Source organism: Xanthomonas sp. NCPPB 4467, from assembly GCF_041475665.2.
In the GTDB taxonomy this organism is placed as follows: Bacteria; Pseudomonadota; Gammaproteobacteria; order Xanthomonadales; family Xanthomonadaceae; genus Xanthomonas; species Xanthomonas dyei.
Map to the genome: position 1 here is coordinate 319361 of NZ_CM191260.1, position 26008 is coordinate 345368.

Below are 26008 nucleotides of genomic sequence, written 5' to 3' on the forward strand. Positions count from 1 at the left end.
CGGATCGCTTGCATGCCACGTTCGCTACTGCGGCAATTGTTGCTGATCTGGGTGGTGATCGTGGCCGCCTGCCTGGGCGTGGCCACGATGTTGTATGGCCTGTATCGCCAGACCGAAGGTGTGCGGCTGGAAGACGCTCGGCAACAGTTGAGCGGCCAGTGCATGCGCATCGTGCAGCGCTATGCCGGCGCAAGCGAGGCCGCGCGCAGCGGCGACAACGGCGCCGGCTTGGCTGCGGTGGTGGTGCAATTGGTGTTGGCCGATGCGCCGGGCGTGGAAGGCGGCGTGTGGAATGTGGACAAGGGCTTCATCGCCTATGCCTACCCCACCTATGACGGCAGCGATCACAAGACCGATATCCCCGCAGCCGAGTGGACAACCATCGTGGGCACCGCGCGGCAAAGCGCGCAGGGACACAAGCCCGTGCAGTTCCGCCGCGATGGCAGTCGCGAGGTGCTGCTGATCAGCGCCTGCCCGTTGGCGGCCGGCACCGCGGCGTGGACCATGTCGCGGGTGCCGGCGAGCAGTGCGGATGCGTGGCGGCCGCTGGTGGTCGGCATGGTGTTGATCTTTGCGATGGTCGCGGTGCCGGCGATTGCGCTGGGCGTGGTGGTGCGGCGCTGGAGTCAGCGTCTGCAGAAGATTCAACACGCATTGGCGGCCGATACAGAGATGCCGCAGATTCCGCACACGGGCGCGCCCGAACTCGATCGACTTGGCGCTGCGGTGACGGGTTACGCGCAGCGCACTGCGCAGGCGCTGGCGCAGACACGCAAGCTGGCCGACGAGCTGTCGCGGCACGAGCGGCTTGCCGCGCTCGGGCGCATGACTGCAACGGTGGCGCATGAAATCCGCAACCCCATCGCCACCATGCGGCTTGCGGTGGAAAACGAGATCGCCCGCCGCGATGTCACTCCCGACGATGCCGCGCATGGCGCGCTGATGCTGGCGCAGATCCGGCGCCTGGATGGCGTGGTCGAAAGCCTGCTCGGCATGGTGCAGCCGATCCGCCTGCAACTGGAGACAGTGGTGGTGCAGGACTGGCTGAAGGAGCTGCTGGATCCCACACCGTTGCCGCACACCGCGCATCAATTGCAGCTGCAGGTGCCGGATGCGCCGCTGCAGTGGTCACTGGATCCGCAGCAACTGGGGCGCGCATTGCACAATCTGCTGCGCAATGCGTTGCAGCACGCCGACCCAGGCACGCAGATTGTTATGTGTGCGGAGCAGCGCCAAGGCATGTTGCATTTGCAAGTGAGCAATCACGGTGCGCCCGTACCCGAGCCGATTGCGGCGCAGCTGTTCGAACCGTTCGTCAGCGGCCGCAGCGACGGCAATGGGCTGGGGCTGGCACTGGTGCGCGAGATCGCGCGCGCGCACGGCGGCCAGGCGCAGTACACCCATGCCGATGGCATGACCCATTTCAATGTGGAGCTGCCATGGCGCGCATCCTGATCATCGACGACGACGCAGCGTTTCTCGCCACCTTGCAGGCGACGCTGCGCTCGCTCGGGCACAGCGTGATTGCCGCAAGCGACGGAGCGCAAGGACTGGCGCAGTTGCGCGAAGGCGGTGTCGATCTGGCGTTTGTGGATTTCCGCATGCCTGGCATGGACGGGATCGAGGTGTTGCGCGCGCGGGCGGGCGATGCACAGGCGGCCCAGGTGCCGCTGGTGATGCTTACCGCCCATGTGTCCAGCGGCAACACCATCGAGGCGATGACGCTGGGTGCGTTCGATCATCTGGTCAAGCCGGTGGGGCGTGCCGATATCGTCGATGTGGTGGAACGTGCGTTGCTGAGCCGCGCCGATGCTGCAGCCGACGAGCCGCCGATCCCGCTGCCCGAAGAAGACGATGCGCTGGTCGGCCACAGCCCGGCGATGCGCACCGTGCACAAGCGCATCGGCCTGGCGGCCGCATCGGACTTGCCTGTGCTGATCACCGGCGAGACCGGCACCGGCAAGGAGTTGGCCGCGCGTGCATTGCATCGCGCCAGTGCGCGTGCGAATGCGGCGTTTGTCGCGGTCAATTGCGCGGCCATTCCGTTGGAGTTGATGGAGAGCGAGTTGTTCGGTCATCGCAAGGGCGCCTTTTCCGGTGCGACCAGCGACCGCATCGGCCTGATCCGCGAGGCCGATGGCGGCACCTTGTTTCTGGATGAAATCGGCGACATGCCGTTGCCGATGCAGGCCAAGCTGCTGCGCTTCCTGCAGGAAGGCGAAGTGACGCCGCTGGGCGGCCGCGGTGCGCAGAAGGTGGACGTGCGCGTGCTGGCGGCCACTCATCGCGATCTGGCCGCGTGGGTGGCCGCCGGGCAGTTCCGCAGCGACCTGCGTTACCGCTTGAACGTGGTGCCGATCGAGCTGCCGCCGCTGCGCGAGCGTGGGCAGGACATCGTGCTGCTGGCCGACTACTTTCTACGTACAGGGCAGGGCAGTGCACGCGCGCTGTCGCCGGCCGCGCAGGCGCGCGTGCTGGCCTACCCGTGGCCGGGCAATGTGCGCGAGCTGCGCAATGTCATGCAGCGTAGCCAGGTGCTGGTGCGCGGGCGCAGCATCGAGGCGGACGATCTGGACGAGGCGCTCGGCGACCTCGCGCCGCCGCAGGCGCCGCCGGCGGCTCCGGAAATGCAGCTCCCCGAAGCGGTGGCGCGGCTGGAGAAACAGATGATCCAGGATGCGCTGTCACACAGCGGCGGCAATCGTGCCGAGGCCGCACGCCGGCTCGGCATTCATCGGCAGCTGCTGTATCGCAAGCTCGACGACTACGGCTTGCAGTAGGCGCGCGGGCTGGCGCATGCGAGGCTGTGCGGATGGGTGACGAACCGGTGCCGATCGAGTGGTTCGCCCGCCCAGCCCGATTGCCGGCAGGACGTTGCAAACAGAGGCATCCCATCGCCAGTGCATCGACAGGCGGCAATGGACCAGCGTTAGCATTAGCCGTGCAGCCAGCCACAGCCACAGCCACAGCCTGCAATCGCGAACGCCGGCCTCCGATGCTGCCCGGACAGGGGACACCGCAGCGCACGTGTCTGCAAAACGGACAACGCTGGATGAAATGCAGACATCTTAGGTGCCCTGTTCAAGTCCATCAGCCTTGAAAAACAAGGCTTCCCGAGTTGGCACGATGTCTGCGTTGTACGCATTGCGAGCGGCGCTCCTGCCGCGCTGGAGACATCACATGCTTCGTCAGACCGCACTTGCTGTTGCATTGGCCTGCAGCGTGGCTACCGCGGCGGCGCAGGTTCCGCCGCCGCCTGCCGCGCCGGTCGCACCGCGTCCGCCGGTGGGCACGCCGCCCCCACCGCCGCCCATGCCGCCTGCGCCGCCGGCACCGGTGGCCGCCACGCCGGTGCGGGTCGGCGGCACCGTCGAGCGTTTCATGCTCAATCCCAACGGCGACGTGGACGGGCTGTGGTTGCGCGACGGCACCCAGGTGGCGTTTGCACCGCATCTGTCCGCTGACCTGCAGGCAGCCGTGCGCCGCGGCGATGCGGTGAGCGTGCAAGGCTATCGCCTGGGCGACTTGCCGGTACTGCGTGCCAGCAGCATCCGCTCCACGCGCAGCAAGCGTGAGGTGGTGGACCGCCCGCCGTTGGCCGGCGACATGCCGCTGCCCGCGCCTGCCGCACTCACGCCTTTAACCGCAGACGGACGCATCGAGCGCCTGGTCTACGGCCCGGGCGGCGAAACCAACGGTGCGTTGCTGAGCGACGGCACTGTGGTGCGGATGCCGCCGCATCTGGCATTGCAGTTGCGTGACCTGCTGCGCACCGGTGCACCGCTGAGCGTGCGCGGGTTCGGTGTCGCCACCGCGGCCGGGCGCGCGATCGAAGCCACCGAGGTGGGGCGTGACCGCGCGTCGCAGCGTGCGTTGTTCGTTCCTCCGCGCCCGGATGGCCCGCTGCCACCGCCACCGCCACCGCCACCGCCACCACCGCAGGCACCACCCGGGCCGCCCGTGCCGCCAGCGGCCCCACCCACACCGCGCTGAAGCAAGCCGCCGCCGCGAACGCGACGGCGGCGCCCACCCAGACCTTCGTTTACGCGCCTCCGCCATGCCACCCGCGTGGCGGCGGGCGCGGCTTGCCGGCGTTGGCCGGTCCTACCTAGTTGGAGTCCACAATGCATTGGGTCGATCCTGATTTCCTCCCTGAAACCCGCGGCACCCTGGCGCGTTTTCTGCTCAATCCCAAGGCCGATATCGACGGCCTGCTGCTCACCGATGGCACCGAAGTACACACGCCGCCGCATCTGTCGGCGGCCTTGCTCAAGGCGCTCAAGCCCGGCAGCGCATTGACCGTGCGCGGCCTCAAGCCACGCGATGTGGACATGCTGGTGGCCCTGGCGATCGACCCGGACGGCGGTAAGCGCATCCTCGACGAAGGCCCGCATGGGCCGCATGCCAAGCCCAAGCCCAAACCGCCGGCCGGCAAGCCGCCCAAGCCGCAGCTCACCCAGCACGTCGGCACCATCGCGCGGCTGCTGCATGGCCCGCACGGGCAGGTGCATGGCGTGCTGTTCGACGACGGGGTAACGGTGCGGTTTCCGCCGCATGCCGGCGCCGACTTGGCCAAGCAGCTGGTGGTCGGCAAGCCGTTGGTGGTCGAAGGCGACACCAAGGCCACACCGCATGGCGTGTTGATCCACGCGCATGCGCTGGGCAGCAAGGCTGCTGCGTTGAAGCAGATCGACCGTCCGCCGCATGGCCCGGGCGCGCACAAGCCCAAGCCCAAGCACTAGGCGCCGCAATGTGCCCGCTGCGCTGCAATGAGACAGGCGTCATCGGTGTTGCCCTGCAGGCAGGCCGTGCAGGGCAACACGCAGCAGGGCGATGCGCATGAGCACGTCGACCCGACCGCGTGGCACGCGCGCGCTGGAAGCGCTGCATTTCAGCGTGGCCGATGTCCAGGACGGGCTGGGGCCGTTTTTGAGCGTGTTTTTGCAGTCCAAGGGCTGGTCGGTGGGCGTGATCGGCACGGTGATGAGCGTGGGCGGCATTGCCGGCATGCTCGCCACCACGCCGGCTGGCGCATTGGTCGATGTCACCCGGCGCAAGCGCGCCGTGGTGGTGGTCGGCTGTCTGGCGATCCTGCTCGCCACCGCGTTGATCTGGCTAAGCCCGACGCCTTCCGGCGTGGTCGCCGCGCAGATCGCATCGGCGCTGGCGGCGGCCGGCATCGGCCCGGCGCTGACCGGCATCACGTTGGGCCTGGTGCGCGCGCGCGGGTTCGATCATCAACTGGCGCGCAACCAGGTCGCCAATCATGCCGGCAACATGCTGGCGGCGGTGCTGGCCGGCTGGTTGGGATGGCGCTACGGGTTTGGCGCGATCTTCGCGCTCACGGCGGTGTTCGGCGTGTTGGCGCTGACGGCCGTGCTGTCGATTCCGGCAACCGCCATCGACCATCGCGCTGCACGCGGCCTGGGGCATGCCGATGGTGCAGACGCATTGAGCGCCTGGCGGGTGTTGCTGACCTGCCGGTCGCTTGCATTGCTGGCGGTCACGCTGGGGCTGTTTCATCTGGGCAACGCGGCGATGCTGCCGTTGTACGGCATGGCGATCGTGGCCGCGCATGCCGGCGACCCGAGCGCGCTGACCGCCACCACGATTGTGGTTGCCCAAGCCACGATGGTGGTGGTTGCGTTGCTGGCGATGCGCTGGATCCGCGTGCACGGGCATTGGGGGGTGTTGCTGCTGGCCTTCATGGCCTTGCCGCTGCGCGCGCTGGTGGCGGCCTCGGTGATTCACGGCTGGGGCGTATTTCCGGTGCAGATCCTCGATGGGCTCGGCGCCGGTCTGCAAAGCGTGGTGGTGCCGGCATTGGTGGCGCGCTTGCTGCACGGCACCGGCCGGGTCAACGTCGGCCAGGGCGCGGTGATGACGGTGCAGGGGGTTGGCGCGGCGCTTAGCCCGGCGTTTGGCGGCTGGCTCGCGCACGCCTTCGGCTACCGCATCGCGTTTTTGAGCCTGGGCGCCATCGCCTTGCTGGCAGTGGCGTTATGGGCCGGCTGCCGCGGCCTGTTGCAGGCAGCGGCCGACGTGCAGACCGCGTCGTAGTGGCGGCGCAGGTGCGTGCAAGAAAGCGCGTGTGTAGTGACGTCCATCGCCAGCGGTGCGTGGTGTGCAATTGCGCTGTGTCGTCGAAGATCGCACGCTTTGATGCAAGGACGGAAGACGCGTAGTGCGCAGGCAGGCAACACGGCAATCACGAGCGTGCTGTGAGTTGTGGGCAGTGCTGGGTGTGTGGCGTTCGATCACGCCTGGCCAACAACTGCAGCACCTGATCGGTAGACGCGGGCGCATTTCGCTCGAGCACTGAGTTTGCAGTGGTCCATGCCGATTGCCGATTGCCGGGAGCAGAGCCGCAGTGTTTGGCGATTGCGCTGCGTCGCGCTTACTGACCGCCAGCGAAGTTCCACTGCCGCCAGGCTTCGAACACCATCACCGCCACGGTGTTGGACAGATTGAGGCTGCGATTGTCCGGGCGCATCGGCAGACGCAGCCGGTGCTGCGGCGGGATCGACTCCAGCACCTCGGCCGGCAGGCCGCGGGTTTCCGGGCCGAACAAAAACGCATCGCCGTCGGCGAACTGCGGTGTGTCGTAGCGCACCGTGCTGCGCGTACTCAGGGCAAACACACGCGTGGGCGCGATGGCAGCCAATGCAGTTGGCAGGTCGGCGTGCACGTGCAGGGTCGCGTATTCGTGGTAGTCCAGGCCCGCGCGCTTGAGCTGCTTGTCGCTGAGGTCGAAGCCGAGCGGCTCGATCAGGTGCAGGCGCGCGCCGGTGTTGGCGCACAAGCGAATCACATTGCCCGTGTTGGGCGGAATTTCCGGTTGAAACAGGATGACATCGAGGACGGGTGCTGACATGCGCGCAAGTGTAGCTGCGCGCGTGCTTAAAGGCTGATGGCGGCGCTGACCAGCGCTTCCAGTTCGGCCGGCGACGGCTGCAGCTGCGGCACCGGCAGATTGACCATGACCTGACCCATCAACGCACCGATGGCGGCGGCGGTCTGGCCGGAGGCGCTCTGGGCAGTGGCGGCGCTGCTGCGGACCACCAGCTCGGCGCGCTGTTCGGCCGACGGACGGACCTGCACTGCGGCAAGGGTGACAACGCGCGGGCCGGCCTGTTCGGCAGCGAAGGCAGCCAGCTGTTCGGCGGACGGGCGCACTTGCACCGCAGTCAGGGTGCGGATGTCGCTGCTGCGTTCCAGCGTCTGTTGGGCGATCTGGTCGGCGGCCGGGCGAACCTGGACGGTGTCCAGTGTGGTCAGGCTGGCGGCCTGGGCAAAACCGGCGAAGGTGGTGCCGGCCAGCAGGGCGGCGGAGAGGGCGATGCGCAGGGTCTGGGTCTTCATGGCGAGGTCTCTTGGTGTGGGTGATCAGTGGTGTGGTAGTAAGGTAGTACACCGTTTCGGTACGTGCAAGAACTTTCGGAGGGCTGATTTATTTGTTCAGCAAAAAGTCAGCTTTGCGTTCTCGACTTCGGTTGCCTGGTGGATAGAGCAAACCGCGTGCCATCTCGAATGCATTGTTTTGAAAGGAGTTGTTTGAATCCGCGGGTGTCCGCGTCCGGACACCCGGACGCGTTTGCGGGCAGTGGACAGCGCCGCCGCCGCTGGCAATGGGCAGCTGGCGGCAGGTTCCGGTGTGCTGAATGAGGCGTATGGCACATGCCGGGCACGCGTTTGACCACCGGACAACTGCGGCACAATCCGGCTTTGCCCTTCGGTGTGGATGACTTATGCGCGTGCTGATGCTGTCTGTTCTGGTTGCCACCACCACTGCGGCGTGCACCTGGGTGCCGATCGAACAAAGCGGCAAGAGCGTGCAGGTCTTGCCCGCAGGCCCTGTGCCGGCTGGCTGTCAGCAGCAGGGCGAGGTCGTGGTGACGGTCAAGAGCAAGGTCGGCTTCTACAACCGCAACCCGCTACGCGTGCAGGAAGAACTGGAAACCCTGGCGCGCAACGAGGCGCCGGGCGCCAACGCCAACACCGTGCAGGCACAAGGCCAGCCGGCCGACGGAAGCCAGCGCTTCAACGCCTTCCGCTGCCCGCCGCGCTGAACCGTTGGGCTTGGGCGCGGGCGGTTCAAATGTAAAGATGCGGTAAAACCAGCCAGCGGCTAGACTAGCGCCCCCTCGCCTGACGCCATGGCGCTACTTCGATGCTCTTCCAGAATGTCTCCATCGCGGGACTGGCGCATATTGATGCGCCGCACACGCTGACTTCCAAGGAAATCAACGAGCGCCTGCAACCGACCTACGACCGCCTCGGGATCAAGACCGACGTGTTGGGCGACGTTGCCGGTATCCATGCACGGCGCTTGTGGGACCAGGATGTTCAGGCATCCGACGCCGCTACCCAGGCCGCGCGCAAGGCGCTGATCGATGCCGGCATCGGCATCGAGAAGATCGGCCTGCTGGTCAACACCTCGGTGAGCCGCGACTACCTGGAGCCGTCCACGGCGTCCATCGTGTCCGGCAACCTCGGGGTCAGCGACCATTGCGTGACCTTCGATGTGACCAACGCCTGCCTTGCCTTCATCAACGGCATGGACATCGCCGCGCGCATGCTGGAGCGCGGCGAGATCGACTACGCCTTGGTCGTCGATGGCGAGACCGCCAACCTGGTCTATGAAAAGACCCTGGAGCGCATGACCTCCCCGGACGTCACCGAGGAGGAGTTCCGCAACGAACTCGCCGCGCTGACCCTGGGCTGCGGCGCTGCCGCGATGGTGATGGCACGCACCGAGCTGGTGCCCGACGCGCCGCGCTACAAGGGTGGCGTGACCCGCTCGGCTACCGAGTGGAACAAGCTGTGCCGCGGCAACCTGGACCGCATGGTCACCGACACCCGCTTGCTGCTGATCGAAGGCATCAAGCTGGCACAAAAGACCTTCCTGGCGGCCCGTCAGGTGCTGGGCTGGGCGGTCGATGAGCTGGACCAGTTCGTGATCCACCAGGTCAGCCGCCCGCACACGGCCGCATTCGTCAAATCGTTCGGCATCGACCCGGCCAAGGTCATGACCATCTTCGGCGAACACGGCAACATCGGCCCGGCCTCGGTGCCGATCGTGCTGAGCAAGCTCAAGGAACTGGGCCGTCTGAAGAAGGGCGACCGGATCGCGCTGCTGGGAATCGGCTCGGGGCTGAACTGCTCGATGGCGGAAGTGGTTTGGTGAGTGCTACGAGGATGTGTTAAAAAAAATGGATTTTTAGAACGCGTCGCTGCATCATGTTCGCTTTCGCAACATAAGTAGGTGACATGGACGACACCTCCGTTTTCGATCCAACCAATTTCGATCCGACCAAGCCGCACAACGCTCTCCCGCCGCTACCGCCGGCGGGAGATATCGAAACCCGCAGCCTGCTCAAGGCCTGCATCGTTGCCCGCACCGCGTTGGCCGAGCTGAAGCAGGCCACCGCGCTGCTGCCTAATCCGACCGTGCTGATCAATACGATTCCGATCCTGGAGGCGCAGGCCAGTTCGGAGATCGAAAACATCGTCACCACCACAGACGAGTTGTTTCGTTACGCAGACGATCAGGAGCGCGCGCAACATCCCGCGACCAAAGAAGTGCTGCGTTACCGCAGTGCGCTGTACGAGGGGTTTCAATCGCTCCAGCAGCGGCCGCTGTGTACCGACACCGCTGTTGTGGTGTGTAGCCGCATCAAAGCGGTGCGGATGCAGATTCGTCGCGTGCCGGGCACTGCGCTGGCCAACGACCAAACGCAGCAGATCATCTACACCCCGCCGGTTGGCGAAACGCTGCTGCGCCACAAGCTCGCGAACTGGGAGCGCTTCATCCATGAGCACACCGACGTCGATCCACTGATCCGGATGGCGGTGGCGCACTACCAATTCGAAGCGATCCACCCGTTTACCGACGGCAACGGTCGCACGGGCCGGGTGCTGAATCTGTTGATGCTGATCGAACAGGGTCTGCTGGATGTGCCGGTGCTGTATCTGTCGCGCTACATCATTCGCCATCGCAGCGATTACTACCGCCTGCTGCTGGACGTGACGCGGCATGGGGACTGGGCCGAGTGGATTCATTACATGCTCGCTGCGGTCGCGGAGACCGCTGCCTGGACAACCGCGAAAATTCAGGCAATCCGTGGCCTGGAGACGCAGGCGCGTGATCACGTTCGCCGCCTTGCACCCAAGGCGTATAGCCGGGAGCTTGTCGATGTGATTTTCAACCAGCCGTGCTGCCGCATTCAAAACGTGGTGGATGCGCTCGGCGTGACGCGCCAGACCGCAGCGCGTCATCTCAAGGAACTGGTGGATATCGGCGTGCTCAAGGAGCAGCGTCTGGGCAAGGAGAAGTTGTTCCTGCATCCGGCCTTCCTGCAACTACTCTCCGCTGACGGTCATCAACTGCCGCCTTACCGAGAAAGTCCGCAAGAAACTCCATGATTTCTAAGACTGCTGCCACTTTATGCATCCAGTGCTGCCGTCTGATAGGGCGCAGCATGCGATCGCTGCAGGATTTTTATCTGCATCGCTCGGGCCAACGCCAGCGCGATGTAGCTCTTCTTGAAACAAACCGGATCCCTTTGGCATGAACTACCCAGGCTACCCCTTCATCCCCAAGCGCCTCGATGTGCGGCCAGGCGTTGCGATGTCGTATCTGGACGAGGGTCCGCGCGATGGCGAGGTGGTCGTGATGCTGCACGGCAATCCGTCGTGGAGCTATCTGTGGCGGCATCTGGTCAGCGGGCTGTCCGATCGCTACCGCTGCATCGTGCCCGACCATATCGGCATGGGCTTGTCCGACAAGCCGGACGATGCACCCGATGCGCAGCCGCGCTATGACTACACCTTGCAGTCGCGCGTGGACGATCTGGATACCTTGTTGCGGCACCTGGGCATCACCGGCCCGGTCACGCTGGCGGTGCACGACTGGGGCGGCATGATCGGGTTCGGCTGGGCGTTGTCGCATCATGCGCAGGTCAAGCGATTGGTGATCACCAATACCGCCGCATTCCCGCTGCCGCCGGAAAAGCCGATGCCATGGCAGATCGCGATGGGGCGCCATTGGCGGCCGGGCGAATGGTTTATCCGCACTTTCAATGCGTTTTCGTCCGGCGCCTCATGGTTCGGCGTATCAAAGCGCATGCCCTCGGCCGTGCGGCGCGCCTATGTGGCGCCCTACAACACTTGGCGCAACCGCATCTCCACGATCCGTTTCATGCAGGACATTCCGCTGTCGCCGGCCGACAAGGGCTGGTCGTTGCTGGAGCGTTCCGCACAGGCCTTGCCGTCGTTTGCCGACCGTCCTGCGTTTATCGCCTGGGGCCTGCGCGATATCTGCTTCGACAAGCACTTTCTCGCCGGTTTTCGCCGCGCATTGCCGAATGCGGAAGTGACTGCATTCGAGGATGCCAATCACTACGTGCTCGAAGACAAGCACGACGTGTTGGTGCCGGCGATCCGCACGTTTCTGGACACGCATCCGCTTGAGGGCTGATTTGCATGGGCGACTTGCTAGCGGGCCTGTCAGATCTGCGTCCCCTGACGATAGGGATTGCCCTTTCAAGCTTCTTAACAGGAGCGCTCAGCGGTGCCTTTCTTCAGCATCGCGCTAGCGCCAAGCGTGCGTCGGATATATTTAGGCTAGCCCTGCTTGAGGCGTTCTCAGGCATGTATCCGACACCGTCGAACTGGCCTTCTAACGTTGACGCAAGGCTTCGGTCCGTTTATCCGAAGCTGGAGCAGGCCGTAGAGGCTTTTCGGCCTCATCTTTCCTTGTGGAGGAGGCTATCGTTCAACCACGCATGGTTCCTCTACAGGCTGGGAGAGGATGGGCGTGAGATCGATTTCCAGGTCTATCATCAATACATGGAGTTCATGGAGGCGGGTCAACCCTCCATTGATCCCAAAAAAATTTTTATGACGAATGTCTCTCGACTGCTCGCATTTGCGGCAAAAGCCTGAAACTACAGTTTGAACTCTAGTGCTTTACATATCCGGCAATGGATTCTTTTCGCTCTCACGTACGTCTGACCAGTCAGCCTCGGTCAGCGCATGCAGCCCATGCGCCAGGCGCGACTTGTCGCATTGCGCACTGCGCTCGCCGAATTCCAGCGAGGCCGGGACGGCGGCGCAGGAGGACGGGCGGCGGTCGTGGATGCTGCAGCGGCTGTAGCGGCCGATGTCCGCATCCAGCGCGATGCAGCGCGGCTGCGATTGCGAGGTGCCGCGCATCACGCGCTCGTGCGTGCGCAAGGAGTCGGTCAGTTCGATCGGCACCCTGCCGCCCAATGCGGGGTCGGCTTCGCTCCAGTGGAAACTGACGCGGAAATAGGCGCAGCAAGCGCCGCAGGTAAGGCAGGGATGTGCCATGGAATGCCGGGCCTGGCGCGGCGAAATCGCGTGGGGAGCGCGGCATTCTGACCGAACCGTGCTGCGATACAAGAGGCGTGGTGGCGTGCAGGTCAGCGATTCGTCTGCCTGGACCGATCAGGACCGGCGAAGAGCATGCATGCATTGCGCGGTGGTTAGGCGTACAGCGCCAACCATGCGCCGCATCCGTACGTCTGCTTCGGTTCGATCAGTTCGGGCGCGGCGTACGGCGTGCGCGATCCCTGCAGGAACTTAGAGCGGCTAACAAAACGTAGCGAGCAGTCGTCAGGTGGGCGTGGACGGCGCGGAGGAACCGGAGTGTACTGGTGGTACATGTCGCACCGAGCACCGGCCGCGCCCGCCTGGCGGCTGCACAGTCGTTTTGTTGGCTGCTCTTAAGTGCACGCCTGATCCTGGAGAGAGAAACAAGCAGCCGGCACCGTAAGTGCATGGGTGATAATACGGCGATGACTACTCTCTGCAATATCGCTGCCACCTTGCCGCAGCTGGCGCGCGAGCGCCCCGATCAGATCGCCATCCGCTGCCCCGGCCGCCGCGCCGCCAACGGGTTTGCGGCCTACGACGTGACCTTGAGCTATGCCGAACTGGATGCACGCAGCGATGCGATTGCGGCCGGCCTGGCGCTGCACGGCATCGGCCGTGGCGCGCGCGCGGTGGTGATGGTGCGGCCGTCGCCGGAGTTCTTCCTGCTGATGTTTGCGTTGTTCAAGGCCGGTGCGGTGCCGGTGCTGGTCGACCCGGGCATCGACAAACGCGCGCTCAAACAGTGCTTGGACGAAGCGCAGCCGCAGGCGTTTATCGGCATTCCGCTCGCGCAGCTGGCGCGCCGGTTGCTGCGCTGGGCGCGCTCTGCCAAGCAGATCGTCAGCGTCGGTGGACGCTACGGCTGGGGTGGGGTGACGCTGGCACGGGTGGAGCGCGATGGCGCCGGCGCTGGCAGCCAACTGGCCGATACCGCACCGAACGATGTGGCGGCGATCCTGTTCACCAGCGGCTCCACCGGCGTGCCCAAGGGCGTGGTGTACCGGCACCGGCATTTTGTCGGGCAGATCGAGCTGCTGCGCAACGCCTTCGGCATGCAGCCCGGTGGTGTGGATCTGCCGACGTTTCCACCGTTTGCCTTGTTCGATCCCGCACTGGGGTTGACCTCGGTGATCCCGGATATGGACCCGACCCGTCCGGCCACCGCCGACCCGCGCAAGCTGCACGATGCGCTCAACCGCTTCGGAGTGACGCAGTTGTTCGGCTCGCCGGCGTTGATGCGCGTGCTGGCCGACTATGGGCAGCCGCTGCCCAACGTGCGCCTGGCGACGTCGGCAGGCGCACCGGTGCCGCCGGATGTGGTGGCCACCATCCGCGCGCTGCTGCCGGCCGATGCGCAATTCTGGACGCCATACGGCGCCACCGAATGTCTGCCGGTAGCGGCGATCGAAGGCCGCACCCTGGACGCGACCCGCGCCGCCACCGAAGCCGGGGCCGGCACCTGCGTGGGGCAGGTCGTCGCGCCAAATGAGGTGCGCATCATCGCCATCGACGATGCGGCCATTGCCGATTGGAGCGGCGCGCGCGTGCTGGCCGTGGGCGACGTCGGTGAGATCACTGTCGCCGGCCCCACCACCACCGATACCTACTTCAATCGCGATGCGGCCACACGCATCGCCAAGATCCGTGAGCGCAGCGACGATGGCAGCGAGCGCATCGTGCACCGCATGGGCGATGTCGGCTATTTCGATGCCGAAGGACGCTTGTGGTTTTGCGGGCGCAAGACCCATCGCGTGGAAACGGCCAGCGGCCCGCTGTATACCGAACAGGTGGAGCCGGTGTTCAACGTGCATCCACAGGTGCGGCGCACCGCCTTGGTCGGTGTGGGCGCGCCCGGGCAACAGCAACCGGTGCTGTGTGTGGAGTTGCAGCCGGGCGTGTCGGCATCGGCCTTTGCGGACGTGCAAACCGCATTGCGTGCGCTGGGCGCGGCGCATCCGCATACCGCCGGTATTGCGCGTTTTCTGCGGCATCCCGGCTTTCCGGTCGACATTCGCCACAACGCCAAGATCGGCCGCGAAAAACTGGCGGTCTGGGCGGCGGCGCAGCGCTCCTGACGTCCACGATGTCCGCGCATTATCGCCTGGATGATCTGCGCATCGATGTGGCGCGGCAGCGCGTGGAGCGCGACGGCGTGGCGCTTGAGGTGGGTGGGCTGAGTTTTCGCCTGCTGCACTACCTGCTGCAGCAGGGCCAACGCGTGGTGGATTTCGACGCGTTGATCCAGAACGTGTGGGCACCGGCGCTGGTCAACGAAGAAACCGTCACCCAACGTGTGCGGCTGCTACGGCAGGCCTTGGGCGACGACTCGCGGCAGCCGCGCTATCTGCGCTCGGTACGGGGGCAGGGGTATCAACTGTGCGTGCCGGTGCAGCAGGAACAGGCGCCGCCTGTGCCCGCGCCACGGCGGCATGGCGTGTGGATCGCCGCTGCCGTGACGATGCTGGTCGTGGTGGGCGGCGCTGCGGCCTGGTGGGTGCAGCGCAGCGACGCACCACCGGCGAAGGCGGCGTTGTTGCAACGTGCCGACTACTACGCCGGCATCGGCCAGCGCGACGACAACGACCGCGCAATCGGTCTGTATCGGCAACGTCTGCAGCAAGCGCCGGACGACCGCCAGGCCCAGCTCGGGCTCAGTCGTGCCTACGCCGCACGCGTGTGCCAATACGATGGCGATGGCGGATTTGCACAGCAGGCCCAGCACCTGGCCGATGCGGTGATCAAGGCGCAACCGCGTCTTGCGGCGGCCTACGCCGCGCGTGGTTACGCGCTGGATTGCCAGGGCCGCAATGGCGCTGCACTGGCCGCCTACGAGCAGGCGTTGCAGCTGGATCCGGCGGCCGATGCCGTGCGCGGCTCGGCCGCCTACCTGTACGAGCGACAGGGCAAACTGGTGCAGGCGCTGTCGGCCAACCTGGCCGTGCGCGAGCCAAAACGCGTGCGCTTTCTACCGATCCAGATTGCCAGCAACCTGAGCCTGCTCGGCTATGCGAGTGCCGCCGAAGCGCGCTATCGGCAAAACTTTCAGCTGTACCCGGACGATGCGTTTTCCAATCTGGCTTGGCCCACGTTTCTGTTCGAGCATGGCCGTGCGGCAGAGGCGCAGACGGCATTGAACGAGGCATTGGGCCGCGGCACCGACTATGCCGGGCTGTCCTTGTTGCAGGCGCAGCTGGCGTGGTCGCGTGGCGACACCGCGCTGGCACGCAGCGCGGCGCGGCGGGCCTTGCAGCTGCGTCCACAGGGCAGCTTTGCGCAGACGGTGGTGTGGGCGCTGCACGCCGAGCCGCCGCCGTCAGCCGCCACGCTGCACGCGCATGCGCAGGAGTTGCTCGGCAGCGTCGCGCGTGGCGGCGACCCGTTCGATGCAGTCGATGCCGCCGTGTTGTTGCTGGGTGCGGATGCGCCCGACGCGGCGATGCGCGCCCTGCAACGCGCCGACGCCGCCGGCTACCGCAACGCCGGCTATCTGCGTCAATCGCCGCTACTGCAGCCATTGCGCGGCTCGCCGGAGTTTGCCGCGTTGCTGGCACGTATCGATGCCGATCTTGCTGCCCAGCGTGGGCAGTTGCGGCGTGCCGATGTGCTGCGTGCGCAGGCAACATCCAACGGCGATTGACACTTGGGTGAGCGTGGTCAGGACGGTCCGACTGCATGCTCAGACGGTGAGGCCAGATCCAGAGTGAGCCATCGAGATCTGCGCCGCACCAGGCACCGGCCGCGCCCTGCGGCGCGTCGGTGTGGTAGCGCATCGGTTGCCAGGTCCGGGTGGCGAACACGCGATGCATGCCAGCCAATGCTTGGAGCGACTAACTGACAGCTGCAGTCACCGCCAGACAGATGCGACCGGTGCTCGGTCCGGCATGTGCCACGCGGACATGCCGAGTCAGAGCGCGCCGTCCACACCCACCTGAGGACTGCTCGCGACGTTGTCTTACCCGCTCTCAGTGCTCGGGCAGCGCCTTGAGCACATAGTCGGTCAGCAAGCGCTGCGACTGTTGGTGCATCTGCCGCGTGTTGTACGCGCTGCGCGTGAGCACCACCACCAGGCGTTCGTCAGGCACGACGAACACGTAGTTGCCGCCATTGCCGGACATCGCCCAGGTATCGCGTTGCACACCGCGCACCGGAAACCGGAAGTGCCAGATCAGATAGCCGTAATCGGCATCCTCGCGTGCCTGCGCATGCACGCTGGTCATCGCCTGCACCCAGTCGGCGGGAATCACCTGGCGGCCTTGCCAGCGGCCGTGCGCCAGCAGCAGTTGGCCGAGCTTTGCCAGGTCGCGGCTGCGATAGCGGGTGCCGCCACCGCCCATGCCCACGCCTTCGGACGACAGGTTCCACTGCGCCCGCTCGATGCCCAGCGGTGTTTCCAGCACCTGCGCCGAAAAGGCCTGCAGCGGCTTGCCGGCGACTTTTTCCAGCATCGCACCCAGCAGGAAGGAGCCGGCGGTGCAATACGAAAACGCGCGGCCGTGCGGGCTCTGTGCGGGCCGCGGCGTCCACGGCGCATAGCCGCGGATCGGCAGATCCAGCGCGAACTGCGTCCAGTCCGCACTCACGTACATGCGTTCTTCGTTGCCGGCCGAAAATTCATTTTCGTCGTTGCATTCCAGCTGCGAGCTCATTGTCAGCAGGTCTTCGACGGTGATCGCACGCTTGCGCGGATCGGCGTTTTGCCAGTGCCGCTCGCCAAAAGCGTCATAGACCTTGGTCTGCACGTCGGGGATCAGCTTGCGCGCGATGGCCGCCCCGACCAGCAGCCCGGTCACGCTCTTGGTCAACGAGCGGGTGTCGTGCAAGGTCTGTCGATCGGCGTCGCCCAGGTAGCGCTCGTAGACCAATGCGCCGTCGCGGGCGATCACCAGGCTGGTGGTGGAGGGGGCCAGATCGGCGGCGAGCGCCTGCTCCATCTGCGCCAGCACTGGAAGGTTCCAGCCCTTGGCGGCAGCGTTGGCGACCGGCCAGCCGTCGTCGAGGGCCAGCGGTGTGGCGGCTGGCGGCGCGGGCGTTGCTGCTGTCGAGGCGGCAACTGGCGCCGCGGCGTGCAGCGCGGAGACGTAAAGCAGGGGCAGCAACAGCAGTGACAGGCGGGTCATGGCAACTCCAGCGATCGAGGGTCCGGCCATGACGCCTGCGCCGCGAATGAACTACCTGATGCCGCAATGAAGATTTATGAAGGTCTTTGCGATCAATGGGTTAGCCACGCCGCTCGCGAGAAGAAACGCACGCCGCGTCGCCCTGACGGTCCTGTCCGGCTATTGTGTGCGCCCTGCAGGAGCGATGGGTGTGGCGTAATGAAAGTGCTGGTGACCGGCGGTGGTGGATTTCTTGGCCAGGCGTTGTGCCGCGGCTTGCGTGCGCGTGGGCACGAGGTGGTGAGTTTCCAGCGCGGCGATTACCCGGTGCTGCAGACGCTGGGCGTGGGCCAGATCCGTGGCGACCTGGCCGACCCGCAGGCTGTGCGGCATGCCTTCAGCGGCATCGATGCGGTGTTTCACAACGCCGCCAAGGCCGGCGCCTGGGGCAGCTACGACAGCTATCACCAGGCCAATGTGGTGGGCACGCAGAACGTGCTCGACGCATGCCGCGCCAATGGCGTGCCGCGGCTGATCTACACCTCCACACCCAGCGTCACCCATCGCGCCACCCATCCGGTGGAGGGCCTGGGCGCCGACGAGGTGCCGTATGGCGAAGACCTGCGCGCCGCGTACGCAGCGACCAAGGCGATCGCCGAGCGTGCGGTCTTGGCGGCCAACGATGCGCAGCTGGCCACGGTGGCGTTGCGTCCGCGGTTGATCTGGGGGCCGGGCGACAACCATCTGTTGCCGCGTCTGGCCGCGCGCGCGCGCGCCGGTCGCCTGCGCATGGTGGGCGATGGCAGCAACCTGGTGGACAGCACCTACATCGACAACGCCGCGCAAGCGCATTTCGATGCGTTCGACCATCTTGCGCAGGGTGCTGCCTGCGCGGGCAAGGCGTACTTCATTTCCAACGGCCAACCATTGCCGATGCGCGAGCTGCTCAATCGCTTGCTTGCGGCCGTGGACGCGCCGGCAGTGACGCGCTCGTTGTCGTTCAAGACCGCGTATCGCATCGGTGCGGTGTGCGAAACCTTATGGCCACTGTTGCGTCTGCCAGGCGAAGTACCGTTGACGCGGTTCTTGGTCGAACAGTTGTGTACGCCGCATTGGTACAGCATGGAACCAGCGCGCCGCGACTTCGGCTATGTGCCGCGTATCAGCATCGAAGAAGGCCTGAATCGGCTGCGATCCTCATCTTCCAACGACATTGCCATCACTCGATAAAGACCGCCATCTGATCAGGATACGTCTGCGCCGATTCGGCACGACAATTTCTGGAACCCTTGCCATGCTGCATTACGCCATCATCTTTTTCGTCATCGCCATCATCGCCGCTGTGCTGGGCTTCAGCGGTATCGCCGGTGCGGCGACCAACATCGCCTGGATCCTGTTTGTGGTGTTCCTGATCCTGGCAGTGATCTCGATGTTCCGTCGCGGCAAGGTCTAACGCCTCACCGCGGTACGTCCCGGCAGCGGCGCTGCCGGTCGGCGCTCACATGGCCCGCTTCCGCAAGGAGGCGGGCCATGTGCGTTGTGGCGGTTTTCAGCGGGGTTTTTGCATCTCACAGCAGCTTTTCCAGATATTGCACCTGCTTGCCATTGGCCAGCACCGCATCGCCGATCGGTACGAATCCCAGGTGTCGATGCAATGCGAGGGAGGCCGGGTTGGGCGGGCTCAGATTCACTTCGCACACCACGCGCGGTTGCGCTGCTGCACGCGCACTGCGGATGAGGTCGTCGTACAACTGCACAGCAAGGCCGCGTCGCTGCGCATGGGCGGCGATCACGATGCGGTCCACGTACACAAAGCGTGCGAAGCGCTCCGCCAGCCATGCAAAGTTCGCATTGGCATAGGCAGCGCTCTGATCCAGTGCGATCAGCAGGCCGTCGGCCGGTGAGACGAGCCGTGCATGCCAGGCCATCTGCAATAACGCGGTGAGCCCATCGGCATCGAGCAACGACAGTGCGGTGGCGTGCGTATTGTTGAGTGCGAGCAGTGCCGCATGGTCGTGCGCTTGCACTGCGCGCAACTGCGCCGCACTCATGCGCGCGCGTCCACCGCGCTGCGCAGCAGTTGATCGTCTGCATGCCGTTGCAAGGCCAGCTCGATCAACTGCGTGATCAAGGTGCGATAGTCCAGCCCGCTTGCCTGCCATAACTTTGGATACATGCTGATGCGGGTGAAGCCCGGCAGCGTGTTGACTTCGTTGATCACGATGCGTCCGTCTGCGCACAGGAACACATCCACGCGCGCCATGCCGGCGCAGTCCAGCGCTTGATAGGCCTGCACCGCAAGTTGCTGGATGCGCTGCTGCGTCTGCGCATCGAGATCGGCGGGGATCACGATGTCGGCGCCATCTGCGCTGATGTATTTTGTGTCGTACGAATAAAACGCATCGTGCACCACCACTTCGCCGCACACGCTGGCCTGTGGCGTGGCATTGCCCAGCACCGCGCATTCGATCTCGCGACCGATAATGGCCGCTTCCACCAGCACCTTGTGGTCGTAGGACAACGCCAAGGCGAGCGCGGCGGCAAACGCATCCGCGCTGCGCACCTGGCTGACGCCGACCGACGAGCCCTGGTTGGCCGGTTTGACGAACAGCGGCAACCCCAACTGGGCGATCAGCGCATCCACATCGGCCTGCGCGGCGGTGTGGCGGTTGAAGCAGACAAACGGCGCCACCGCCAGGCCGGCATCGCGCAGTACGCGCTTGGCCATGTCCTTGTCCATCGCCACCGCCGAGCCGAGCACGCCGGAGCCAACAAAGGGCAGGTTGGCCATGCGCAACAAGCCCTGCAGCGAGCCGTCCTCGCCCAGGGTGCCGTGCACGATCGGAAACACCACATCGATCTGCGCCAGTGCCTGCTCGGTATCCACCGGCCGCAGCTGCGCCTGCTCGGCGCCGGGCAGCACCGCCACCGAGCGGCCGCTGCGGTGCAGGGCGATCCGGCCCGGGTCGTCGGCATCGTGCAGAAAGCCGTCCGGCGCGCTCAGATGCCACTGGCCCTGCTTGTCGATGCCGATCAGCACCGGCTCGAAGCGCTGCGGGTCGAGCGCGTCCAGGAGGTTGCGCGCCGATTGCAGCGAAACCTCGTGCTCGGCGGATTTGCCGCCAAAGATGAGACCGACCCGGATCTTGCCCATCGCCTGCTCCTGCCAACTGTTCGAGAAGGGCGCCAGCATGCCCGTGACCGGCCGGCCGAAGGAAGTCGGCAGCTGTGCACGGACGCCGCGCTCATCGTCGCAGGGCGCGATGGCCCATGACGTGCCGCCTGCACAGCGCCGCATCCCGGCGAGCCCCAGTGCTGCGCCTGCCGGCCAGGCAATCCAGGTAGCGACCCCTGCATCGATCGCTCCACCGCCAGGCAAGCGCCTGCCATGGCCACTGCGGCAGCCTCCGGCGCGCAGCGCCCACCATCGTCAGTCAGCTGCGACATGCAGGGGCGGTAGAATGCGCCCATGCCCGGATCACTTTTCAACTCTCTCAAGCCGCTCGCCGGCCAGGCCCTGCAGGCCGCGCTCAATCGCGCACTGGCGCTGGACCCGGATACCCGCGACGCCCTGTTGCCGTTGGAAGGCCAGCGCATCGCGCTGACCCTGGACGCGCCCGCGGTGGCGCTGCAGATCCGCGTGCAGGAGCGCCGGCTGCTGGTCGGCCCGGTGGATCAGACACACGAGCCGGATCTGGCGGTGCGCAGCAGCCTGGCCGGTTTGCTGGGGCAGCTGCCGTTTCTGGCCAACGCGCGCCACAGCGGCGCACCGGCGAGGCGGCTCAAGGTCTCCGGCGATGCGGAACTGGCGCGTCAGCTGCAGCAACTGGCCGGCCGCTTCGACCCGGATTGGCAGTTGCCGTTCGTGGCGGTGTTCGGCGAGATCCTGGGCGTGCAGATCGCCGGCGCGGTGCGTGCAGCGTTGCAGCAGGCGCGTCGCAGCGCCTCGGATCTGGCGCAGAGCGCGGCCGAATTCGTCACCGAAGAATCGCGCGATGTGGTGCCGCGTGCCGAGCTCGAGGCCTTCCACGATGACGTGGACGAGCTGCGCGACGACGTGGAGCGGATGGCCGCGCGCGTGAGCCGCCTGCGTGCCGCCGGAGGCGCGGCATGAAGGCGATTTTGCGGGCCAGCCGCATCGGCCGGGTGATCCTGCGCTACCGCCTGGACGACCTGCTGCAAGGCACCGCTGCCGAACGCTGGCTGCGTGTGGCCAAGCCGTTCGTGCCGCGTGCCAGTGCCGAAATCGCCGCGCAATCGCGCGGTGCACGGTTGCGGTTGGCGTTGCAGGAACTCGGCCCGATCTTCGTCAAGTTCGGGCAGATCCTGTCGACCCGTCGCGACCTGATTCCCGCCGATGTGGCCGAAGAACTCACCTTGCTGCAGGACCGGGTCAAGCCGTTCGACGGCGAGGCTGCGCGCCTGATCGTGGAAGGCGCGCTGGGCCTGCCGGTCAGCGTGGCATTCGCTTCCTTCGACACCGTGCCGCTGGCATCGGCCTCGATCGCGCAGGTGCATGCGGCCACCTTGCCGCCGGACGCCAACGGCGTGCGCCGCGAAGTGGTGGTCAAGGTGCTGCGCCCGGACATCGAGCGTCAGATCGACGCCGATATCGCGCTGCTGCATTCGCTGGCCACGCTGGTCGAACGCACCCATCCGCGCGCCGACAAGATCCGTCCGCGCGAAGTGGTGGCCGAGATCGAAGGCACCTTGTCGGCCGAACTCGACCTGCAGCGCGAAGGCGCCAATGCCAGCGTGCTGCGCCGGTTCTGGGAAGGCTCGGACGATCTGTACGTGCCGGAAGTGATCTGGTCGCACACCGCCGAGCGCGCGCTCACGCTGGAGCGCGTGTACGGCATTCCGTCCGACGACATCGCCAAGCTCGATGCCGCCGGCATCGACCGCAAGGCGCTGGCGGCCAAGGGCGTGCGCGTGTTCTACACGCAGGTATTCCGCGACAACTTCTTCCATGCCGACGCGCACGCCGGCAACATCTGGGTCGATTCGGACCCGGAGCGCCGCCTCAATCCGCGTTTCATCGCGCTGGATTTCGGCATCATGGGCCAGCTCTCGCAGGAAGATCAGTACTACCTGGCCGAGAACTTCATGGCGATCTTCCACAAGGATTATCGCCGCATGGCCGAGCTGCACGTGGAGGCGGGCTGGATGCCGTCCAACGTGCGCATCGACGAGCTGGAAGCGGCCGCGCGCTCGGTGTGCGAGCCGTACTTCACCCGGCCGCTGTCGGAAATTTCGTTGGCGCAGGTGCTGATCAAGTTGTTCCGCGTTGCGCAGCGCTACGAGTTGACCTTGCAGCCGCAGTTGATCCTGCTGCAGAAGACGCTGCTCAACATCGAAGGCGTCGGCCGTCAGCTCGATCCCAAGCTGGATATCTGGGCGGTGGCGCGACCGGTGCTGGAGCGCATCCTGCGCGAGCGCTACAGCCCGCGTCGCATGCTGGGCGAGTTGAGCAAGCGGCTACCGGAAATCATGACCCATGCGCCGGACATGCCGCGCCTGGTGCACAGCTGGTTGAAACAGCAGGTGGAAGGCCGGCATCAGCTGGACATCCGTTCGAGCGAATTGCGCGCGCTGGACATCAGCCTGCGCAAGCTGCAGACCCGCGTGGTCACGGCCATCACCGGTAGCGGGTTGCTGGTGGTGGCGGCCGTGTTGTACGGCCTACATCCGGATGGCTGGTACCTGGGCACGGTGCCGGTGTGGAGCTGGATCAGCGGCGGCGCCGGGTCGGTCGCGTTGCTGGTCGCGTGGCTGCGTCGTTAGGCAACTGGCTGCGCGACAATCCGCGCGTGCACGCTGCTGCACTGCCCGCGTGCAGCGCATCGCTGCACACCGCGGCCGTGACATGCAGCGCGATGTTGCCCGGCTTGCGCGAACGGCTGGCGGTTCGCGCCCTGGTGTGAGCCCGCACCGCCAACCGTGCACACCCGCACCTCAGGGCGCGCGGTGGGCGTGCGCCACTTGGTCGAAGAACTGATAGATGCCGTCGTCGCTCATCTTGCGTGCGTTGGCCAGCTCGCCGGCATGCGTGGTGTAGAGCAGCGTGCCGGCCGGCGATACCACCACCGCAGCCGGGATGCCGTTCTGGATCGGGTCACCGTAGCGCTGGCTGATGTCCAGGTTGTGGTCGAAGTTACCCACGTCCACCTTGACCACGACGAACGAGCGAGCGATCAGCGGCGCGTTCTTTGCGCTGTGCAGCGAGGTATCCAGCGCGCGGCAGTCGTGGCACCAGTTGGCGCCGAAAATCACCAGCGTGGGTTTGTGGGTTTTCTTGCCGGCGACCAACGCATCGCGCAGCTGGGTGCCGGCGTCGGCATGGTCGTCGTACGGCAGGGTCGAAGACTGTGCCAGCGGTGCGACCGCCAGCAGGCAAAGCAGCAGCAAGGTGCGCATGGGGGACGCTCCATCAAGGGGAACCCGCATGCTGTGCCAGCCGCGTGATGGGGTCAACGCGCGGTGGGCAGAGCGCGCAGTGGCATGCGGTGTCAGCGATGCGGATAATCCGCCGGTGAGCACATCCCCAAAGCATCTGCAGATTCTCTACCAGGACGATGTTCTGGCCGTTGTCGACAAACCCGCGGGCCTGATGGTCCATGACAGCAAGCTGGCGCGCGGGGAGGACGACTTTCTGGCCGACCGCCTGCGCGAGCAGTTGGGCAAGCCGATCTTCCTGGTCCACCGGCTCGACCGCGCCACCAGCGGCTGCCTGCTGCTGGCGTTCGACCGCGACAGCGCCAGCGCGCTGGGCAAGGCCTTGATGGCCGGCGAGGTAGATAAAAATTATCTGACCGTGTGCCGCGGCTGGCCGGCCGAGGATCGGTTCATCGTCGATCACGACCTGGACGGCGGCCCCGGCAAACCGGTCAAGAAACCGGCGGTGACGCACTTCCAGCGGCTGGCGACCGGCGAGCTGGAGATCCCGTCCACCGGCTTTGCCACGTCACGCTATGCGTTGCTGCGCTGCCAACCGCAGACCGGGCGCTTCCGGCAGATTCGCCGCCACATGAAGCATCTGTCGCATCACATGATCGGCGACACCAGTCATGGCGATGGACGCCACAATCGCAGTTTCCGCATGCTCGGCATCCACCGCATGTTGTTGCACGCCGAACGGCTGGAATTTCCGCATCCGGCCGATGGCAGGCGCATCAGCGTCACCGCGCCGCTGGATGTGGAATTTGCCAAGGCGTGTGCGTTGTTTGGCTGGGAAATGGCGGGGTTGGGAGCAATGCAGACGGCGTGATGTTGGTGTGCCTGGGTCAGAGCTCGAAACGTCCACTCAGCCTGCAAGACATCCGCGCAAGCGTCCCCTCACCCCAACCCCTCTCCCGCAGGCGGGAGAGGCGCTCAAGCGCGACGCGCAATGTTCGCCTTCCCGGCGCTGCTTGCTTCCCCACGTTGCTTCCTTTTCTGTGTTGCTTCCTTCTCCCGCCTGCGGGGGAAGGTGCCCGAAGGGCGGATGGGGGCACCCTCGCCACTGCTGGCTCAAGACAGCAGTTCCTCCGGCGGCAGAAGCGCCAAGAGAGGTCGAAACGTCCACTCAGCCTGCAAGACATCTGCGCAAGCGTCCCCTCACCCCAACCCCTCTCCCGCAGGCGGGAGAGGGGCTCAAGCGCGACGCGCAATGTTCGCCTTCCCGGCGCTGCTTGCTTCCCCACGTTGCTTCCTTTTCTGCGTTGCTTCCTTCTCCCGCCTGCGGGGGAAGGTGCCCGAAGGGCGGATGGGGGTACGCTCGCCGCTGCTGGCTCAAGACAGCAGTTCCTCCGGCGGCAGAAGCGCTAAGACAGTCGTCTTCCACCAGCTGAAAAGGTGAAGCACTCCCGTAACCGGCAACGCACGCCACCCGCATCGGCAACCGTTGCAGGAATCGCGCACCGACCAATTTCCACTCCTCATTCCCGGCTGCCGTCCCTTCAGGGTTTCTTGGCTGCAGCAGGCTCGTTGACGATCTTCTCCAGATCCTTTTGCAGATCGGCAAACAGCGGCAGCATCTTCTGCTGGATGGCGCCCATCAGGTTCTGGGTCAGCGCCGGGGTCTTGTCCAGCAGGCTCTGGCCGGCCGAGCTCTCGTAGAACTCGGCCATCGCCAGCACGTCCTCGCGCGAGAACGAGCGCTTGTAGATGTCCACGTACATCGGGCGCAGCTCCGACCACGACAGCGCCTTGCGCACGGTCTGGCGGGTGCGTTCCTGGATGCGTTGCAGCTGCGCCTGCTGATCGGCGTCGAACTGGCGCTGTGCGGTGAGCTGGGCGAATTGCTGCTGCTGCATCGCTTCGATCTGCGGCAGCATGGTGTCGAGCATGGTCTGCGCGCGCGAGGCGGCCAGCAGACGGTTGACGTCGGCATCGGTGGGTGCCTGCGCCAGCGCGGCCGGGGCGGCCACTGCCAGCAGGGCGAGCAGTAGCAGGCGGCGGGCAAGCGCGCCTGCGGCGGCGAACGAATGAGGTGTCATCGGAGCATCCTGCGATCGGGGAACCGGCCGCAGGAT

The 26008-nt window shown here is 65.9% G+C and carries 25 protein-coding genes and 2 other RNA genes; 18 read left to right on the plus strand and 9 right to left on the minus strand.

Annotated features, from left to right (window positions below; all coding sequences use genetic code 11):
- Positions 1-12 precede the first annotated feature (12 nt).
- The 5 genes from ACCQ06_RS01270 to ACCQ06_RS01290 all read left to right on the plus strand — a co-directional run bounded on the left by ACCQ06_RS01270 (position 13) and on the right by ACCQ06_RS01290 (position 6060).
- Positions 13-1455: a sensor histidine kinase gene (locus ACCQ06_RS01270; protein WP_316689919.1), complete on the plus strand. Its 1443-nt coding sequence runs from the start codon at positions 13-15 to the stop codon at positions 1453-1455.
- Positions 1440-2780 (plus strand): sigma-54-dependent transcriptional regulator, encoded by a 1341-nt coding sequence (locus ACCQ06_RS01275; protein ID WP_104617231.1) that lies wholly within the window; start codon positions 1440-1442, stop codon positions 2778-2780. The genes ACCQ06_RS01270 and ACCQ06_RS01275 overlap by 16 nt, the downstream gene beginning before the upstream one ends.
- Positions 2781-3180: 400 nt before the next feature.
- The gene (locus ACCQ06_RS01280) at positions 3181-3993 is read left to right on the plus strand and encodes a hypothetical protein (RefSeq protein ID WP_316689920.1); all 813 of its coding nucleotides are present in this window, start codon (positions 3181-3183) and stop codon (positions 3991-3993) included.
- Positions 3994-4124: 131 nt separating this feature from the next.
- Positions 4125-4742 carry a hypothetical protein gene (locus ACCQ06_RS01285; RefSeq protein WP_316689921.1) on the plus strand — a complete coding sequence of 206 codons (618 nt, stop codon included), beginning with the start codon at positions 4125-4127 and terminating at the stop codon, positions 4740-4742.
- Between the two features lie 91 nt (positions 4743-4833).
- Positions 4834-6060: an MFS transporter gene (locus ACCQ06_RS01290; RefSeq protein ID WP_316689922.1), complete on the plus strand. Its 1227-nt coding sequence runs from the start codon at positions 4834-4836 to the stop codon at positions 6058-6060.
- A gap of 337 nt (positions 6061-6397) precedes the next feature.
- On the opposite strand, the gene ACCQ06_RS01295 is transcribed toward ACCQ06_RS01290, so the two are convergent.
- Together ACCQ06_RS01295 and ACCQ06_RS01300 are read right to left on the minus strand one after the other, a co-directional pair.
- Positions 6398-6874: a tRNA (cytidine(34)-2'-O)-methyltransferase gene (locus ACCQ06_RS01295; RefSeq protein WP_316689923.1), complete on the minus strand. Its 477-nt coding sequence runs from the start codon at positions 6872-6874 to the stop codon at positions 6398-6400.
- A gap of 26 nt (positions 6875-6900) precedes the next feature.
- Positions 6901-7362 carry an XAC0231 family protein gene (locus ACCQ06_RS01300; RefSeq protein WP_055853704.1) on the minus strand — a complete coding sequence of 154 codons (462 nt, stop codon included), beginning with the start codon at positions 7360-7362 and terminating at the stop codon, positions 6901-6903.
- A gap of 386 nt (positions 7363-7748) precedes the next feature.
- Between ACCQ06_RS01300 and ACCQ06_RS01305 the strand changes: the two genes are divergently transcribed.
- The 5 genes from ACCQ06_RS01305 (at position 7749) to ACCQ06_RS01325 (ending at position 11946) form a co-directional block, all read left to right on the plus strand.
- The gene (locus ACCQ06_RS01305) at positions 7749-8069 is read left to right on the plus strand and encodes a DUF4156 domain-containing protein (protein ID WP_055853702.1); all 321 of its coding nucleotides are present in this window, start codon (positions 7749-7751) and stop codon (positions 8067-8069) included.
- Between the two features lie 101 nt (positions 8070-8170).
- Positions 8171-9187 (plus strand): 3-oxoacyl-ACP synthase III, encoded by a 1017-nt coding sequence (locus ACCQ06_RS01310; RefSeq protein WP_104617225.1) that lies wholly within the window; start codon positions 8171-8173, stop codon positions 9185-9187.
- Between the two features lie 83 nt (positions 9188-9270).
- Positions 9271-10425: a protein adenylyltransferase Fic gene (fic, locus tag ACCQ06_RS01315; RefSeq protein ID WP_316689924.1), complete on the plus strand. Its 1155-nt coding sequence runs from the start codon at positions 9271-9273 to the stop codon at positions 10423-10425.
- A gap of 145 nt (positions 10426-10570) precedes the next feature.
- Positions 10571-11479 carry an alpha/beta fold hydrolase gene (locus ACCQ06_RS01320; RefSeq protein WP_316689925.1) on the plus strand — a complete coding sequence of 303 codons (909 nt, stop codon included), beginning with the start codon at positions 10571-10573 and terminating at the stop codon, positions 11477-11479.
- A gap of 5 nt (positions 11480-11484) precedes the next feature.
- Positions 11485-11946, plus strand: a complete 462-nt coding sequence (locus ACCQ06_RS01325; protein ID WP_316689926.1) for a hypothetical protein — start codon at positions 11485-11487, stop codon at positions 11944-11946.
- A 24-nt stretch (positions 11947-11970) separates the two neighbouring features.
- Here the strand turns inward: ACCQ06_RS01325 and ACCQ06_RS01330 are convergent, their stop codons facing one another.
- The gene (locus ACCQ06_RS01330; RefSeq protein ID WP_228324893.1) at positions 11971-12354 is read right to left on the minus strand and encodes a YkgJ family cysteine cluster protein; all 384 of its coding nucleotides are present in this window, start codon (positions 12352-12354) and stop codon (positions 11971-11973) included.
- Positions 12355-12613: 259 nt separating this feature from the next.
- A non-coding RNA gene (locus tag ACCQ06_RS01335) (sX9 sRNA) lies at positions 12614-12689 on the minus strand.
- 132 nt (positions 12690-12821) lie between these two features.
- Between ACCQ06_RS01335 and oleC the strand changes: the two genes are divergently transcribed.
- From oleC to ACCQ06_RS01350, 3 genes are all read left to right on the plus strand, one after another.
- Entirely contained in the window at positions 12822-14474 is a 1653-nt protein-coding gene (oleC, locus tag ACCQ06_RS01340) for an olefin beta-lactone synthetase (RefSeq protein WP_316689927.1), read from the plus strand.
- A gap of 8 nt (positions 14475-14482) precedes the next feature.
- Positions 14483-16036, plus strand: a complete 1554-nt coding sequence (locus ACCQ06_RS01345) for a winged helix-turn-helix domain-containing protein (protein ID WP_316689928.1) — start codon at positions 14483-14485, stop codon at positions 16034-16036.
- A 244-nt stretch (positions 16037-16280) separates the two neighbouring features.
- Positions 16281-16357: non-coding RNA, sX9 sRNA (locus tag ACCQ06_RS01350), on the plus strand.
- A gap of 4 nt (positions 16358-16361) precedes the next feature.
- Here the strand turns inward: ACCQ06_RS01350 and ACCQ06_RS01355 are convergent.
- Positions 16362-17516: a serine hydrolase domain-containing protein gene (locus tag ACCQ06_RS01355; protein ID WP_372364850.1), complete on the minus strand. Its 1155-nt coding sequence runs from the start codon at positions 17514-17516 to the stop codon at positions 16362-16364.
- Between the two features lie 198 nt (positions 17517-17714).
- On the opposite strand from ACCQ06_RS01355, the gene oleD reads away from it, so the two are divergent.
- A complete protein-coding gene (oleD, locus tag ACCQ06_RS01360; protein ID WP_170068724.1) occupies positions 17715-18725 on the plus strand; it encodes a 2-alkyl-3-oxoalkanoate reductase in 1011 nt (336 codons plus the stop codon).
- Between the two features lie 64 nt (positions 18726-18789).
- Entirely contained in the window at positions 18790-18948 is a 159-nt protein-coding gene (locus ACCQ06_RS01365) for a DUF1328 domain-containing protein (protein WP_003468167.1), read from the plus strand.
- A 115-nt stretch (positions 18949-19063) separates the two neighbouring features.
- Here the strand turns inward: ACCQ06_RS01365 and ACCQ06_RS01370 are convergent, their stop codons facing one another.
- Positions 19064-19546, minus strand: a complete 483-nt coding sequence (locus tag ACCQ06_RS01370) for a GNAT family N-acetyltransferase (protein ID WP_228324898.1) — start codon at positions 19544-19546, stop codon at positions 19064-19066.
- Entirely contained in the window at positions 19543-20649 is a 1107-nt protein-coding gene (gene ddlA / locus ACCQ06_RS01375; RefSeq protein WP_228324899.1) for a D-alanine--D-alanine ligase, read from the minus strand. Before ddlA ends, ACCQ06_RS01370 begins: the two co-directional genes overlap by 4 nt.
- Before the next feature lie 315 nt (positions 20650-20964).
- Between ddlA and ACCQ06_RS01380 the strand changes: the two genes are divergently transcribed.
- Complete coding sequence (locus ACCQ06_RS01380; protein ID WP_316689929.1) at positions 20965-21609, plus strand: ubiquinone biosynthesis accessory factor UbiJ; 645 nt, start codon at positions 20965-20967, stop codon at positions 21607-21609.
- Positions 21606-23279: a ubiquinone biosynthesis regulatory protein kinase UbiB gene (gene ubiB / locus ACCQ06_RS01385; RefSeq protein ID WP_104617215.1), complete on the plus strand. Its 1674-nt coding sequence runs from the start codon at positions 21606-21608 to the stop codon at positions 23277-23279. The genes ACCQ06_RS01380 and ubiB overlap by 4 nt, the downstream gene beginning before the upstream one ends.
- A gap of 171 nt (positions 23280-23450) precedes the next feature.
- Here the strand turns inward: ubiB and ACCQ06_RS01390 are convergent, their stop codons facing one another.
- Positions 23451-23912, minus strand: a complete 462-nt coding sequence (locus tag ACCQ06_RS01390) for a thioredoxin family protein (RefSeq protein WP_316689930.1) — start codon at positions 23910-23912, stop codon at positions 23451-23453.
- 79 nt (positions 23913-23991) lie between these two features.
- On the opposite strand from ACCQ06_RS01390, the gene ACCQ06_RS01395 reads away from it, so the two are divergent.
- Positions 23992-24762: a pseudouridine synthase gene (locus ACCQ06_RS01395; protein ID WP_104617239.1), complete on the plus strand. Its 771-nt coding sequence runs from the start codon at positions 23992-23994 to the stop codon at positions 24760-24762.
- Positions 24763-25432: 670 nt separating this feature from the next.
- On the opposite strand, the gene ACCQ06_RS01400 is transcribed toward ACCQ06_RS01395, so the two are convergent.
- Positions 25433-26008 carry a DUF2059 domain-containing protein gene (locus ACCQ06_RS01400; protein WP_193552417.1) on the minus strand — a complete coding sequence of 192 codons (576 nt, stop codon included), beginning with the start codon at positions 26006-26008 and terminating at the stop codon, positions 25433-25435.